This is a genomic window from Streptomyces sp. A5-4, from assembly GCF_051131715.1.
Lineage (GTDB): Bacteria > Actinomycetota > Actinomycetes > Streptomycetales > Streptomycetaceae > Streptomyces.
The window spans coordinates 7,283,988-7,298,676 of the sequence record NZ_CP178591.1 but is presented as its reverse complement, the minus strand read 5'-3'; the positions used below and the strand labels follow the sequence as shown (position 1 = coordinate 7,298,676).

The following is a 14,689-nucleotide window of genomic DNA, read 5'->3' as shown; positions in this document are numbered from 1 at the left end:
TCGCCCCCAACATACTCGCATACCCAGGTTCTGGTGAGTGACACCTCAATTTGCTCCTGATGTACGGATGTTGGCAGCTGGCGGTGTACCTTCTGGCGAGCCTGTACGTGCGGAGAAGCCGGCGTAGGTCCTGCTGACAGGGCGAGGGAGCGAGGGGTGGGGCTGCGTGAAGCGGCATCGGATATGGGGCACGGCCGCGGCCGTGGTAACCGGGTTGACCGGAGTGCTGATCTTTCAGGGAGCGACCGGCGGCGTGGACGGGCCTACCGGCACAGACGCAAAGCCGGAGCCGGTCAAAGCCAAGGCGTACTCCCAACAGTTGCTGACCAGTCAGGACGGGAGCGCCGCGTCACTGGGCCGTCACGACGCGAAGCCGTTCAGCATGCTGGGCATGACATGGACGGACCCGGGCGCGCGCATCACGGGCAAAGTCGAGGTCCGTACCCGCGACATGAAGACCGGGCAGTGGTCACAGTGGCTTCGGCTGGACGGTGACAGCGGGCAGGGGGAGAACGGCGCGGCCCGGGGTGGCACCGAGCCGGCGTGGGTCGGCCTCTCCAATGCAGTCGAGGCCCGGGTGAACTCAGGTGGACAGACGGCAGCCGGACTGCCCGCCGGATTGCGCCTGGACATGGTCGATCCCGGCCCCGGCGGTGCGAGCGGCATGAAGCCCGCTGCGTTCGCCGTCGAGGAGACCGGCGAGCCGACACCCTCTCCGTCGGACTCCGCTGAGCCGGGACAGGACGCCACGGTGGAGCCGGAGACGTCCTCCAGCCAGGAGCCGCCCATACAGCCGCCAGTCAGCGAGCCGTCGGCCGAACCCACCACGCCACCCACTGAGCCGACCGCCTCCCCCTCCCCGTCCCTGACAGAAAGCCCGAGCCCAACTGCAAGCGCCCCGGCGACTCCGTCGCCCACCACTCCAAGCCCTCCCATCACGTCCCGCGCCGACTGGGGGGCGGATGAGTCGATCAGCCCGGAAGCGCCGGGCTATCTGCCAGAAGGCAAGATCAAAGCGGTAGTGGTGCACCACACCGCCGAGTCCAACACCTACACCTGCGATCAGGCACCGGCGGTGGTCCGCGGCATCTACGCCTACCACGTCAAGCAACTGGGCTGGAAAGACGTCGGCTACAACTTCCTCGTCGACAAGTGCGGCACCATCTACGAAGGCCGCAAGGGTGGCGTAGACAAGCCGGTCCAGGGCGCCCACGCCTACGGCTTCAACGCCGAAACCACGGGCATCTCCGTCCTCGGTACCTACACCGACGCCGCCCCCTCCCAGGCTGCGATGACCTCTGTCGCGCGGATCGCCGCATGGAAACTCGGCCAGTACGGCGTGAACCCCGCCGGCACCACCACACTGACCGCCGGAGATGCGGGCACCAACTACTTCCGCAAGAGCTGGGCCAAAGGCGCTCAGCTGTCTTTCCCCGTCATCCACGGCCACCGCGACGGGTACAACACCCAGTGCCCGGGCAACGCGTTCTACAGCCAGCTGGCCACCATCCGCACCTGGGCATCGGGCCCCGTCTCAGGGCTCGCGGTCAAGTCCGTCACCGGCGCCGGCCTGTACGGGACGAAGTACTACACCAAGGCCGACATCACCGTGAATTGGTCGGCCACCACACCGAATGCGCTGATCAAGCAGAACGAACTGCTCATCGACGGCAAGCCCGTCGCCACTGCCGCGGGCACGGCCACCTCGGCAAAAGCGAAACTCGCCATCGGCAGCCACACTGTGGCCGTCCGCGCCACTCACATATCCGGGAAGACATCGACCAGCTCAGCCGCGACCGTGATCGCAGAGACGACCACTCCCTCCTTCACCACCAAGCCCGCCCTGGCCCTGCGCACCGGCACAGTGAACACCACAGCAGTGCCCCTGACACTGAGCTGGAAAGCAGCCGACAGTGCCGCGCTCAAGGAAGTCCGCCTGACCGCACCGGTAGCCAAGACCTACGGACCGGCCACGGCCAGTGCCTCGCACACCGCCCCATCCGGCACAGCCAGGGCCTGGAATATGACGGCCTACGACTACGCGGGCAACACCGCCTCGGCCTCGGTCACCGCCACACCGGTAATCCTCCAGGAGACCGCAGCCATCAAGTCCGGCACCTGGACGACGAAGTCGTCCTCCAGCTACCTGGGCGGCAAGTCGTACTCCAGCTACCTGGGCGGCAAGTCGTACTCCAGCTCATCCAAGAACGCCTCACTGACATGGACGTTCACCGGCCGCTCAGCGGCATGGGTCGTCTCCCGCGCTTCCACCTCCGGCCAGGCGTACATCTACGTCGACAGCACCAAAGTCGCCACCATCGACCTCAAATCCTCCACCACCAAATACCGTGAAGCCCTCTGGGCCAAGACCTGGAGCAGCAGTACCAAGCACACCGTCAAGATCGTCGTCGTCGGCACGACCGGTCGTCCGGCCATCACCACCGACGGGCTCGTCTACATCAAGTAGACATAAGCTGGGCCGGGCGCCTCGTGCAGCGCCCGGCCGTCAGCTCCATCACGAAGCGGACGACAGAGGTCGGGTCTCCGGCGCTGGGTACGGCGAGGCCGGGAACGAGCTCGACCGGCTGCTGAAGGCACCGGCCAAGGACCAGAGAGGCTGAAGATTCGCCCACGGGGACACCCCTGGCGGCGGCTTCACCAGGATGCTCGCTCTGCGCGCCGCGCATCGTCCACAGGTCGACCCGACGAGCCGTGCACCCCTGGATGCGGAGCAGTTGTGACGGCTGCCGCACTCTTCCCGTGCGGCAGGCCGGTCCGTCGAACACTTCGCAGGCGTCATCCATGACGTCATCGCCTGGAAGCTGACGCTGCAGGATCCGTCATCGACGTGGTGTTGATCGTCGCGGAGCCGGAAGGCGAGTGACGTTTCCTTCATGTCCGAGGCCGTCCTGAGCCTGGTGGAGCTCCAGATCAAGCTCGGCAATGATCCGCCGGAGCGCGGCGCTGGTTTTCTGCTCGTGGGCCAGTGCCTTGGTGGCGTCGGCCAGCCGACCCTTCAGCTGGGCGTTCTGCTCTGCGAGTTCTTGCATCGCGGCGGGAGTGCAGTGTTGCGCCTTCACCCGCGCCTGGAACTCCTCGACGAGGTCCTTGTGGTCGCCGTAGGCGACATCGCGCCGGAGACCGGACTCGCGCAGCAACTCGGAGGCAGTGAGATTCCCGGAGGCGGAGCGCAGGGGCGTGCCGGCCAGGAGGCGATCAGCAGCGGCTCTGAGCGCGGTGCGTTCGGCTTCCAGGTCCCGGGGACGACGGCTCATGCGGTATCCTCCTCGGCGCCAGGGACGCCCTGTACGTGGTGGCGGTCGATGATCCTCGACAGCTGGGTGGCCTGCGCCGCCGCGCGGTCGCGCCGCGGTTTGGGGGTCAGTGGATCAGTCGCGTCGGCCCGATGCCGCTCGCGGCGGAGCTGCACGTCTTCGATGTCGCGGTCGGTGTAGGCGAGGTTGGTGCACGAGGATCGGCACTCCGACTCGTCCGGTGTGTCATCGTCCGGCAGTCCGAGTGCGAGTTTGGCCTTGCGGCAGGCGGCCGTGGCCGCGCGCCATACGCAGGTCATGCCCTGTCCGTGATAGATCGCGGGATCCGCCTGCTCGAGAAGGCGTTCCGCGCTGCCGGCGCTCGTCACCACTCGGCCCCCGAACGACGCGGTGCGCTCCACGCGGGCCCGGTATTCGTCGGCAGAGGGGCCGCTGACGTGTTCACCGGCTGCGAGGTGCTGGCTGTCCTGTTCGACCTGGTCGATAATGAACTCGAGTTTCTCCACGGCGACGTCGTGCAGCCAGGAGGGATCGGCGTACCCGGCATAGCTCATGGTTACTTTTGTATTGATATGGCCGTATTGGAGTGCGGCTGCGATCAGTCCTCGCGGCTTGCGGACGATGAAGCGGGCGAGTGTGCGACGGTAGCGGGCGGCGTTGATGCGGCCAGCGGGATCGGCAGGGATGGTGGCGTCGCTATCCGCCCTGCGGTAGGTGGAGTTGATCCAGGAGATCAGATCCTGGATGTCGTCGTTCATGGCGCGGCCTCTGCGGGCGTTGACCGTGGCGGGACGTTGGTCGTGGGCGTGAATCAGGCTCGAAGGAAAGAGCATCGGCAGATCATGTAGTTCTTCCAGGAGGCCGATGGCGGCGTGCACCACGTCCACGACGACCCACGGGCGCAGGGGCTCGGAAGCGTCTGGCTGGTCGGGGACACGGTCGAAGCCCTTACCGCGGAAGCCGTGGACCAGGAGCTCACCTGTCTCTTCGTCCGTATCGCGGCATCCCCGGCGGAGATTGAGGACCTCACCCGGGCGCATGCCGGAGAGGTAGCAGACCGCCGTGAACAGTGCGGCAGACAACAGCCTTACCAGGGTCGGGAGTTCTGCGACAGTGATAGGGCGCTCGGCCCAGGGGCGGCCATGGGCGCGACCGGCGATGCGGCCGATGCCGGTAAAGGGCTCGGTCGGCAGATCACTGTCGGCAAGGAGGCCCAGCATGGGCGCGGTCATCGCTTGGCGAAGTCCCTTCGGGATGCCTATGAGTCGTTTGATGTGCCCGTGATTGGCGCCTCCGCCTGCTTCGTGGCCCGGCAGGGCGATGTCCTGTTGACGGCAGTACGAGAGGTATGTGCGAAGCCGTTCCTCCCGTGTGCCGGAGTACCGGGCCTGCGAGTGGTGGTTCCCGGCCTCCAGTTGCTGGTACTCGTGCCAGGCGTCCCGAATGTCAGGTCCGATGTCCTCGATCATCACCAGGACCCAGCCCAAGAGGGCCTCCATGGTCCAGTCGGCAATGCGGGGTACCTCGTTCTCCCTCCCCGTCCCTGCCGGTGCCCCGACGACCTCCTTGGCGGTCTGGCCGGGCCAGGGGAAGTCGCAGTCGAGGCGGCACTGGGTGGGCATGTGCTCGCTGAAGAGCCAAAGCAGGCGCAGCGCGCTGATCAGGTCGGATTTTCGGCGACCGGTGCGGTTGAGGCTCAGCACGTAGGTCCGGAAAGTCTCGAGATCGGCGTCGCGTACCTCGGAGAAGTCGTGGATCCCCTGTTCGTCCAGCCAGAGCGCCAGGACCCGCATGTCGATGATCCAGTAGGGGAGGCTGCCGATGCTGGCCTGCTCGGCGGGGCGTTGCCGCCCGCCCGGCTCTACTGGAACGGGGTGGTCAAGGGCTGCCAGGAAGAACGTGCGGAAATGCTGGCGCAGTGTGGCGGGAAAGCTGGGCCAGGAGATGGCCGAGATCTGCACGTGCGCGTCGCGGTGGGCCGGCTGGACATGCCATATCTCGTCTCCGAATCGCGACATGCGCGAGGCCGGAGTGCCGATCCGAACAGGCCGTCCTCGGAGGATGAGGACGTCGTCGGCAGGCCAGTGCACCTGGCCCGGAAGACTGCTGTTTCCCGACGCGGGGGTGGTCGAGGAGGTCGAGGGGGTGGTCATCGGAGATCCAGCCTTCCGCTCAGCAGGTCGTCGACCAGTTCGCTTTGCCCGTCGCTCAGCTTGACGCGGGCCTGCTCTCGTTCGGCAGGGGTGTAGTGACGAAGGATGTCCTCGAGCCGGTCGTTGGCCGCTTGGTATTTCGCGCGCCAGGTCCGGGGCTCGGAGTTGGGGCGGGTGGCGAGAAGTCGGTCGCGGACAACGATCTGAACGGGCAACTGGTGTGGGAGAGCACGAGCGTTCTCGCACCCAAGGCACACGAAGAACGAGGCCGTGCACGGTGTCCCCGGCGGCGTGTCGGGCCCGGACAAGTGATCGACACATCCGGTCAGCACCGTGTCCTGCTCCCCCGCCAACAGCCCCTTCAGGACTTCCGGGTCAAGCCCGGTCTCAGCCGCTGCCGCTTCCGGGTCCTGTGCCGCGCGCTCGACGAAGTCCGGTGTGAACACCGGGACTTCCATTGCCGTGCGTGCTTTCGCGACCTGTTCACGCAGTACCTTGCCGACTACGGTGCGGCTTTGTTCCTGCACGGTGGGGCTGCGTTTGAGGTAGTGGTCCCGCAACGTTTCGCGGCTGTGGGCGACCGGGCGACGCTTCAGTTCCAGCGAACTCTGGCGGATCCGCCTCACCTGTACGGCGGGCGGCCCTCCGGCAACCGCTTTGCGCATAGAGGGGAATCCCCGCGTCTGGCTCCAGTGCTTCACGTGCACCTGGGTGTTCCACATGTCCCTGCCGACGGCGGAGCGCCGCTTGGGGCTATAGCTGATGAACGCGCAGCTCTCCCCGCTCAGGCGGCGTGCGGTCTCGGTCAGTTCCAGCAGCAGCTGGTACATCCTCAGCGGCGAGTGGAAGAGACGGGGCTCGGTGTCCTCGGATTCGGAAAGCTCGCGAAGGGAGGCGGGGAGGTCCTCGAGTGCGGCGACCATGTGCTCGCGGTCGGGGCCGCGGCGTGGTTTGCTCTCCTCGATCAAGGCCACCGCCTGCGTCGTCACGCCGCCATCGGGCCGGGTGTGCGGAGCCGGCCACGTCTTGACGGTGCCGAAGTTCTCTGCGGTCAGCGCGCTCAGCATCAGCGCGAAGGCCGTCGACTCGTCGCGGGTGAGGCTCAGCATGCTGGTGATGGCCATGGCGCCGCCGAGCCGGGCCACCTCGTCCCGCAGGGCACCGGATTCGTTCCGGGGCAGATCCCCCGTTGTGGCGAACTCCTCCAGCATTCTTCTTCCCAGGGCTTCTTCCCTGCTGCCCGGTATGAGTTCACTGTCCCGGAAGCGGGCCAGCAGGCGCACTCCCGCACGGATGCGGTCCCGGCTGATACGGACATCGCGGCGCAGCGCGGTCATGATCTGCTGCCACTCGTGGTCGCTGTACGCCATGACCTGTTCCGCTGTCGTGGCGGCGGGAAGCCGTGTGCGCAGGAGATCGCGGAGGGCTGCTTCCGTCAGGTCTTCGCGCTTGCGCATGAGGCGCCGCAGAGATTGCAGGTGCAGCCGTAGGCTCGTCGGATGGTCCTCGTACCGGTCCCGGAATATCTGGAAGTGCTCGGGTGCCAGTTCGCCCGGCGTCGCCGGCACACGGCCGGCCTCGGAAAGCACCACCGTGAAGCGGTGGAGTATCCAGTGGTATCTCTTCGCCGTGGCCAGGCGCTTGCTGCCGCCGCGCGCACCGCACCGGGCCGCCAGCAACACGGCCATCCACTGCTGCATCGCAAGCGGTGCCGGGAAGGAAGAGAAGTCGAGGAGGTGGCTCTTCCCGCTCTGTTCCTCGTAGAAGACCACCGTCGTCTGATCCCCATCGGCAGGCAGCCGCTCGGGAGGCTGCCAGTCCGGGGGTGGCTGGGCTGCTCGTCGGCCGCCTCGCCGGCGCCCGCTCACAGGGCGCCTCCTGGACCGGTTGCCGCGGCAACGGGCATATTAGTGGAGCCGCCGTGCCGGGCGAAGATGCGGACCAGGGAGTCGACACCGGCCTGTTCGTCGTCATCGAGCAGCGACATCAAGTAGGACAACTGCAGCCCCGTGAAGGGCTCCAGGTAGTGCTCCCGGGTGGTGTCCGGGTGTTTATGGCCGAGCAAGATCGCCAGCTGTAGCCAAATATCTCCCAGTTGATCTCGGAAGTCTTCGATCTCCTCCGCGGTGAACCCCTCCAGCCGCCGCTCTTCCAGCAGGGACAGGATCGAGAACCATTTCAGGGCGAAAGAGTGCCTTGTGCCCGCAGAAGCCGTGTGCGGATCACTCCGTGTTGGTATGGAGCTGGCGAGTCTCGGAGCCGGCGTTCGCTGCACTGACGATGAGCCGTGTTGCATTGCGGGCGTTCTCAAGTGACGGAGCCCACACTTGCGGGTGCCCTGAGGTCAGCCGCGAGGCAGTTCGGGTCGGCTCAGTGATCATGCGCTCTTCCCGCTGTCAGCAGCCCCTGACGAAGAGCTTGGCTCTGGTCTGTGGCCATGTGGTGTGCACGTAGTAGTCCTCGGCTGCGCGCCAACGTTTGATCCACTCCTCGGGATTTTCGCCCCGCGCTCGCACGCGCTGCAGGCAGACGTCTCGCGGGGTGTCGACGTAGGCGGTGAAGTGGTAGTAGCGGGCCAGCTCCGGGCGGGTGGAGTAGACCCCTTCGATGATCACCACGGTTCCAGAGGCGATCTCGCGCCAGGCTCCGAGTTGTCCGGTGGTCCAGTCATAGATCTGGTAGCGCGCGGCCTGGCCGTCCCGCAGCGGGATCAGGACCTGGTCCCGGAGGCGTTCCCAGTCGAAGTAGCGGTGGTAGCCCTGTTCCGCGTCGAGTTGCTCTCGCTCGCGGTCGGGCATGGGACGGTAGAAGTCGTCGACGTGGACGATGACGGCGCCGTCGAGGTGTATGGCCACTGCTGCAGCCAATGTCGTCTTGCCTGATCCTCCGGTGCCGTCGATGGCGACGATCCTGGTGGCGGCCTCCTGGGTCCGGGCCAGGTTCAGGAGGCCGTCGGCAACGTCCTTCGCTTGCTCAACTACGTCCACGAGTTGCTGATGCGCCGACAGCTCGGTGGTCCGCGCGGCGCTCGACAGCACAATCCCCTTCGCTTCCCCGAGGTCCCCAGGGCTGGCTCCCAGCAGTTCCCGGGTGACGACGATCGAGTCAAGGACCCCGGCTCCGAGGTCCCGCAGCCGGCGCTGGACGTGCTCCATGCCCTCGTCTTGGTCCAGCAACAGCTCGCACTGCTCGACCAGGTGGGCAAGTCGCGCGGCATGCTCTGGTGAGAGGCCCCGGATGTTTTCGAACATGGGAGCTCCTCGTGGTCGGCGTGCAGGGCGGGGACAAACTACTTTCTGCGCACCCCAGGAGGCCACTTGTTTCCTGGCCGCCTGAGGTGGGCCGGTTGCGGGCCGTGAGTCAGCTGCACGATCCGATCGAGGTGCTGCGGGCGGTGGGGAGCCGGGTCACGCGGTTGGCCCCTGCAGCGGTCGCTCGCAGGTGGACGATCTCTTCGTGCTGGGCGGCGAGCCGGGCGAGGGCCTGGTGGCGGAAGTCAGTGAGCTCGTCGATGGTGCCTGCGGAGCGGGCCAGTCGTTCCTTCAACGCGATGACCTCGGCTTTCAGGCGTGCGATCTGGGCTTCTCGTGGGTCGGTGACCTCTCCGGCTTGTTGCAGGGCTTGGAGGCGGCGTTCGAACTCTCCTCGCAGGTGGGAGTAGGGGCGGGGGCCGTAGAACGCGGTGCGGTCGATATCCGCTTCTCGGGCGAGGGTCTTGATGTCGCATTTTCCGCCGGGCGGGATCTCACCGCGTAGGAGCCGGTCCATGGCAGCTCGGATGCGGTTTTCGTTCTCGGTGCGCTGGGCGGCGGAGATTCTCAAGAGGACTCCTCGTTCCTGGTGTCGCTGGCGGCGTCGATCTCGGCGACGACCCGCAGGGCTCGATCGAGGTCGTCCTGGAGCCGGGTGCGTTCGGTCTTGCGGGTGGTGCCGAGCTGGCCGATGAAGACCTTTGTTCTGTCGGCGTGCTCGGCCCAGACGGGCCGGTGCCCGGGGTGGTGGGTGGCCTGCGGGCACCGAGCGGAGTCGCACATCCCGATCATCGGACGGTCCGCGGCAGGGGTGCCGGCGAGTTTGAGGCAGAGTGCCCGCGAGGGGTCGGTGAACCAGCAGTAGTTCGCCGGTCCGAGGTGCAGGACCTTGGCGCGTTTGGTCAGGAGGTTCAGAACGTCGCGGTCGTTGCGCTGGGTTTTCGGGGCAGCCGCCGAGGCCGCAACGAGCTGGGCGTCGATGCTGGCGAAGAACTCGGTGAGGCTGCGGGCGCCGGGACCGGCGGGCAGGATGCCCTCCTGGTAGTTTCGGAACTCCTCCAGCACCAGCTGGAGATTGCGCTCGCTCTCGTGCTTGTTGACCTCGACCAACAGCTCGGCCTGGGCCCCTCCGGGGCGGGCAGCATAGCCTTCCGTCGTGGCCACCGCGATATGTTTCATGTGGATCTTGGTGGCCAGGACACCGCCGGGCCGGTAGGCCATTTCCAGGGACAAAGACCGCCGCAGCATCCGCAGATTGACGGGCCCCTCGGGGATCGGCAACAGGCCAAGTCGCAGGCCAGCCTCGGAGTTGGCCCAGTTCTTGAACCATTTGGAGCGGACGTCGAACGAGAACCTGCCGATCAGCAGGGTTCCCTCGTCCGGGGCGTCGTGCAGTTGCTCGAGGAGCTCGATCGCGTGATAGACCGGCTCGATGACGACCCACTCGTCATCGGTGCCGCCCAGCGGCTGCCCTTTGACGATCTTGCTTGCGATCCGGTAGCGGGTCAGGCCCGGGACGGCCTCGCCGGGCGGTCGTCGGCAGCCGATGCGCAATTCCATCAGCTCACTCGCGCGCATGCCTGAGATGGCGGCAACAGTGATGATCGCGGCGGTTCGGACGATGCCGACCAGGGCGACGGCCTGGGCCCGGGACATCGGCAGGGTCCAGGGCGGTGATGAGGTCCCGTCGGCCCCGGGGACCAGGTCGGCATCGCGGCCGAACGGTCTCTCGACGCCGACCTGCGCGAGGGTGTCTTCCAGGATCGGCCGCATGGTGGGCAGCCATGGTTGGCAGAACTGGCTCAACCCGGCCCGGCGGGCAAGGGTGCCCATGGCCACCGGGAGGAGTGGATCGCCCGCGGTCCAGCCCTGGGCGAGCCGTTTCGAGACGTAGTGGTCGTCCAGCATCGGCAGGGCTGTGCACGTTCGTATGTACTCGTCGAGGGTTTCGCTGAGCTCCCGGACCGGGACGCGGTTCTTGGGGCCGATGCGCCGGAGTCCTTGGGCTTGCCGTGCCGAGTGGAGGTCGGATTCGCGGATCTTGTGCGCCAGGTCGACGGCGTGCGGGCACAGTGTGGACATCAGGTAGAGGGCGGCCGCGAGCATCGGCTGCATGATCTCGTCCGCGACCGGGCGGGTCTTGTTCTCGGTCCGGCCGCTGGGCATCTCCGCGATAGCGGAGGCGGTGGCACCGCCCCAGGGCCGCAGTTCGGCGGACACGCGGTCGGCGGTGAACAGATCGCGGTAGTTCACCAGGTCGACGACGACCTGGGCGGCCGATCGTCTGGTCGCGTGGCTGTTCTCGCCGATCACAGCTCCGTCCTCGTCGAGCACGTAACGGCGGTGAGCCAGGTATGCCTCGCAGTCCCGGGTGGTGATCTGCAGCAGACTTCTGGTCGCCCGGCTGCTGAGCCAGCCGAAGAAGCGGACAAGTTCGTCGAGGCGACCTCGGCAACTGGTGACGTGGAGCGGGTTGCGGAAGGCGCGGGGCAACGGAGCGACCGCGCGGTGGCGTGGTGCGAGCATCGCCAGGACCAGTTCCTTGGCCACCAGTCGCCAACGCGTGTTCGCGATCGGGGTGAAGTCGAAGCGCCTCAGCGAGGGGCTCAGTTGCGTCGGAAGGCCGATGACGTCGGCGAAGCCCCAGACATCGTCCTCGAACGCGGGGCGAGCGGCGTTGTCCGGCAGAGCCAGCCCGGCTTCGTCACAGATATCGGCGCCGGCAAAGACGGCAGAGCGTCCGTCGAAGGTGGGAGCGGGAGCGGTGCTCATGCGGTCATCTCCTCGGGTCGCAGGGGAACTTCGTCGTCCCGGTCGACGACGTGGGCGGCGGCCGAGGTGACCACGACCGGATCGAAGCGGTCCAGGACCTGCTGGATGCGGGCCGCGTAGGGGCCGAAGACCGCCATGAAGTGGGCGGCGGGCATCTGCTGCCACTGCCGGGAGAAGAACGCCTTCAGCCGCAGCAGGCTGACCGCGTGCCGCGGTGCGAACACCGCCAAGGGACACAACAGGCAGACCCAGGGGCGGGCCGGACAGGGCTTGCCCTTCGGGCCGTGCAGTCCGGACAGCTGATCGCCGCATGCAGCAGTGAACACATCCCGCTGCCCGCCGACCAGCTCGGCGATCACCTCGTCGTCCAGCTCAAGGTCCGCGACCAGTTGCGGGTAGCCCTCCGCGAGAGCGGCGGCCTCTTCTTCGGTGATCACCGTCGGCGGATGAGACCTGCGGAGCAGGTCATGCTGGGCGTCTTCGATCACTGCCTCGACCGCGCGGTGCTGGGCTGGTGTCGTGGCCGTCAGATAGTGGTCGCCCTCGACGGCCGGGGTGTGGTTCGGGTCGATGGTTGCCCGGCCGCTGCCGGTCCACGCGCTCTTGTCCCGCATCGCCTCGTGCGTGGTGCGGATCCGCGAACGGTGGATCTTCATGGGCTGCCCGTCGTCCCCGACCACCTGGTGCCGCTGGATCCACCGCTGGATGGCGACGCGGTCGAACTGCCTCACCCGGCGGTCACCGCCGGCCCGGCTCAGGCCCAACCACAGTTTGCGGCCCTCGTCCGGCGGAACGAAGCTCCGCAGCAGCGTGGAGTGGGCCAGCCACTGCTCCAGCAGGCGCACGGCCCCGCGCGGCAGATTCAGGCTCTCGGCCGCGGTGCGGCCCTTGACGTAGGAGAGCAGGATCGTTGAGTCCCCGGCCCAGTCGACGTCCGTCGTGACCAGGTCCTCGATGCCGTCCGGCACAATGCCGGAGTAGATGCTGAACAGCAGTCGGTAGGCGATGAGGACGTTCAGGTGCGGGAACAAGGCTTGCGTCGCGTCATGGAAACCGCCGCGGCGGTGAACCAGGGCGGCCGAGATGCCGACGTTGCGGCCGAACTCGGAGATGCTCACCGGCCCGACGGTCGCCAGCAGCCAGCGAAGATTCTGGGGAGTCCATCCGCCCTCAACGGGATGCTGTGCGTGAACGACGACGGTCAGGGCCTGCCGGTGAGCCGCGTACGACTCCTCGACAAGCCGTCGGCAGAGGTCGCCCAGTCGCTGCCATTCGGTCTCCGAGTAGGGAGGCAGAGCGTGGTGGTTCGGCTGGACGTTGAAGTTCCGTCCGGCCGCGAGCTCCAGCACGCCGTCCGCCAGCAAGCCGCCGACCTGGCCGAATGCCTCCACCATCGCGCGGGTGCACGCCTCCCGACCGCCCGAGCACCCCATCAAGTACTCGGCCAGCCTGCCCCGCTTGAGCCGGTCGAGGCCGCCGATGAAGCCCTGCGCAGCCAGGGCCCGCACCATGCCCCGAATCGCCTGGACGTAATGGTTGACCGTGCCAGCGGAATCCGCGGTGCCGTGCGGGTGGATCAGATCCACCAGGCCGATGGCCAACTGCCGGGCCAGCAACGGGTTCGGTAGACCCTCCAACGAGAATTCCGCGCGACTGCCGTCGCTGAACACGCAGGTGATTCCCAGGGGTTGGTCGATCAGCATGGTCGGCATCAGACAGTCCCGTCCTCGAGGTCATCGGTGAACTCGGCGGCGACTTCCCGTTCGGCGGCCGCGTTGTCGGTTAGCCCGGCCGCAGCGCCGGCCCCCACGTAGGCATCCCGGAAAATGCGTGTAGTGTCCAGGCGCCGGAGGTACTTTTCCGTGGTCAGGACGGTGGTATGACCTAGCAGATCGCGGAGCACCAGCAGCGGGTCGGCCTTGCTGAGGTAGAAGACCAGGGCGGCGTCGGCATCGGTGTCCCGTACGAGTTTCGCGGCCTGCCGGTAATGCCCGGTGACCAGGTATTCCAAGGTCCTCATGGAGAAGGTATGGCGACATCGGTGGGGCCAGACGTGCGGGAACCGCGGCTCGAAGCGGGCCCGGATCCGGTCCGATGTGCGCTCGAAGACCGTGGCCCAGGCCGTGAACGGGCCACCGCCGTTCTTCACCGCCAGCAGGCACGAACCGCCCTCCGGGGCGACCAGACGACGACGCTCGGCCGGCGTCAGTGACTCCCAGGGGCGGCGGACCCCGTTGATCAGCCCTCCCCGGGCATCCGGATCGGTCACCATCAGCGGTTCGCCCCAACGCCGCGGCGGCCGCCAGGAGGAGCCGCCCGCCGTGGCGGCCCGGTCCAGCTCGAGGTAGTCGTGCAGCCCGGCCAGAGCCTCGTAAGAAGTCCACGTGGTGCGGAACTTCTTGCCCTTGGCGATCCCGGCCGGCACCGGGAACGGGATGGGGACCGCGGTCAGCTCCGGCGGCAGGGCGGGGATCTCCCAGGGCAGCAGGTAGGTGAACTCCTGCAGCCGCATTCCGGTGGCCAGCGCATGGTCCCCGACCGCCGCGTTGCGGATCAGCTCACGGCCGTGGAAACCGGTGTCCTGCGAGCCGTCCGGGGCCAGCCCCCGCAGCCCCTTGCGGAACAGCTCGGTGAAGTCCGGCTCCAGGTACTTGATCGTCACGTGCGGCTTCGGAGTGCGGCGGACCGCCAGGTTCACCTTCACCTCCCGGCCGGTCCCGGCGAACAGCGCCCGCGCGGCGCGGTAGGTGAACGGCTCGGCCGTCGCGTACTCCTCGTGCATCGCCCACCGGTAGAACAGCGACAGGATGCTCATGTGCTGGCCCCACGTCGTCGCCGCGAACCGGGCCTTCAACGGGCCCGCGGCCCGGTGCTCGGCGTACCGGCTCAACGCGGCCTTCAGTCGCACCCGCGAGTCGAACAGGTCCACCCCGTGCTCGGCCAGGAACTCCATCCACTCCTTGACCACCCGCGCGTAGTTCTCCCACGAGCTCGGCGCGGGCGCCCCGCTGGCCGGGAGCTCCCGCAGCCACCGGTTCACCACCGCTGTCGGGCGCGGTGCGGCCGGGCCGTCCTCGAAGCGCAGGTCGTCGTCAATGAGCACGGGCATCCCCTCGGGGATCAACGGCCGATGCTCGATATCCCAGGACTGCCAGCCCCGGGACGAGAAGAAGTTCAGGATCATGAGCGCTGACAGTAGAAACACCACACGGCTGAGCGCAATGCCCAAACACCCTGG

Annotated in this window: 10 protein-coding genes; 1 reads left to right on the top strand and 9 read right to left on the bottom strand. The window is 67.4% G+C overall.

Features of this window, described 5'->3' with window-relative positions:
• The first annotated feature begins 214 nt into the window (after window positions 1–214).
• Complete coding sequence (locus ACLLJJ_RS34320; RefSeq protein WP_434598413.1) at window positions 215–2,467, top strand: N-acetylmuramoyl-L-alanine amidase; 2,253 nt, start codon at window positions 215–217, stop codon at window positions 2,465–2,467.
• Between the two features lie 373 nt (window positions 2,468–2,840).
• On the opposite strand, the gene ACLLJJ_RS34315 is transcribed toward ACLLJJ_RS34320, so the two are convergent.
• From ACLLJJ_RS34315 to ACLLJJ_RS34275, 9 genes are all read right to left on the bottom strand, one after another.
• The gene (locus ACLLJJ_RS34315) at window positions 2,841–3,275 is read right to left on the bottom strand and encodes a hypothetical protein (RefSeq protein ID WP_434598411.1); all 435 of its coding nucleotides are present in this window, start codon (window positions 3,273–3,275) and stop codon (window positions 2,841–2,843) included.
• Window positions 3,272–5,293: an integrase gene (locus ACLLJJ_RS34310; RefSeq protein ID WP_434598409.1), complete on the bottom strand. Its 2,022-nt coding sequence runs from the start codon at window positions 5,291–5,293 to the stop codon at window positions 3,272–3,274. Before ACLLJJ_RS34310 ends, ACLLJJ_RS34315 begins: the two co-directional genes overlap by 4 nt.
• A 131-nt stretch (window positions 5,294–5,424) precedes the next feature.
• Complete coding sequence (locus tag ACLLJJ_RS34305; RefSeq protein WP_434598407.1) at window positions 5,425–7,296, bottom strand: hypothetical protein; 1,872 nt, start codon at window positions 7,294–7,296, stop codon at window positions 5,425–5,427.
• On the bottom strand, window positions 7,293–7,493 hold the full coding sequence (locus tag ACLLJJ_RS34300) for a hypothetical protein (protein WP_434598406.1): 201 nt from the start codon (window positions 7,491–7,493) through the stop codon (window positions 7,293–7,295). Before ACLLJJ_RS34300 ends, ACLLJJ_RS34305 begins: the two co-directional genes overlap by 4 nt.
• 331 nt (window positions 7,494–7,824) lie before the next feature.
• Window positions 7,825–8,679 (bottom strand): uridine kinase family protein, encoded by an 855-nt coding sequence (locus ACLLJJ_RS34295; RefSeq protein WP_434598404.1) that lies wholly within the window; start codon window positions 8,677–8,679, stop codon window positions 7,825–7,827.
• Window positions 8,680–8,788: 109 nt separating this feature from the next.
• Window positions 8,789–9,250 (bottom strand): hypothetical protein, encoded by a 462-nt coding sequence (locus tag ACLLJJ_RS34290; RefSeq protein ID WP_434598402.1) that lies wholly within the window; start codon window positions 9,248–9,250, stop codon window positions 8,789–8,791.
• Window positions 9,247–11,451, bottom strand: a complete 2,205-nt coding sequence (locus ACLLJJ_RS34285; protein WP_434598399.1) for a site-specific integrase — start codon at window positions 11,449–11,451, stop codon at window positions 9,247–9,249. The genes ACLLJJ_RS34290 and ACLLJJ_RS34285 overlap by 4 nt, the downstream gene beginning before the upstream one ends.
• The gene (locus tag ACLLJJ_RS34280) at window positions 11,448–13,163 is read right to left on the bottom strand and encodes a hypothetical protein (protein WP_434598397.1); all 1,716 of its coding nucleotides are present in this window, start codon (window positions 13,161–13,163) and stop codon (window positions 11,448–11,450) included. Before ACLLJJ_RS34280 ends, ACLLJJ_RS34285 begins: the two co-directional genes overlap by 4 nt.
• The gene (locus ACLLJJ_RS34275; RefSeq protein ID WP_434598395.1) at window positions 13,163–14,635 is read right to left on the bottom strand and encodes a site-specific integrase; all 1,473 of its coding nucleotides are present in this window, start codon (window positions 14,633–14,635) and stop codon (window positions 13,163–13,165) included. Before ACLLJJ_RS34275 ends, ACLLJJ_RS34280 begins: the two co-directional genes overlap by 1 nt.
• Window positions 14,636–14,689 lie beyond the last annotated feature (54 nt).

Coding starts and splice junctions, on each gene's coding strand:
- ACLLJJ_RS34315 (WP_434598411.1), bottom strand. CDS start 3,275: ATGAGCCGTCGTCCCCGGGACCTGGAAGCCGAACGCACCGCGCTCAGA.
- ACLLJJ_RS34310 (WP_434598409.1), bottom strand. CDS start 5,293: ATGTCGCGATTCGGAGACGAGATATGGCATGTCCAGCCGGCCCACCGC.
- ACLLJJ_RS34295 (WP_434598404.1), bottom strand. CDS start 8,679: ATGTTCGAAAACATCCGGGGCCTCTCACCAGAGCATGCCGCGCGACTT.
- ACLLJJ_RS34285 (WP_434598399.1), bottom strand. CDS start 11,451: ATGAGCACCGCTCCCGCTCCCACCTTCGACGGACGCTCTGCCGTCTTT.
- ACLLJJ_RS34280 (WP_434598397.1), bottom strand. CDS start 13,163: ATGCCGACCATGCTGATCGACCAACCCCTGGGAATCACCTGCGTGTTC.
- ACLLJJ_RS34275 (WP_434598395.1), bottom strand. CDS start 14,635: ATGATCCTGAACTTCTTCTCGTCCCGGGGCTGGCAGTCCTGGGATATC.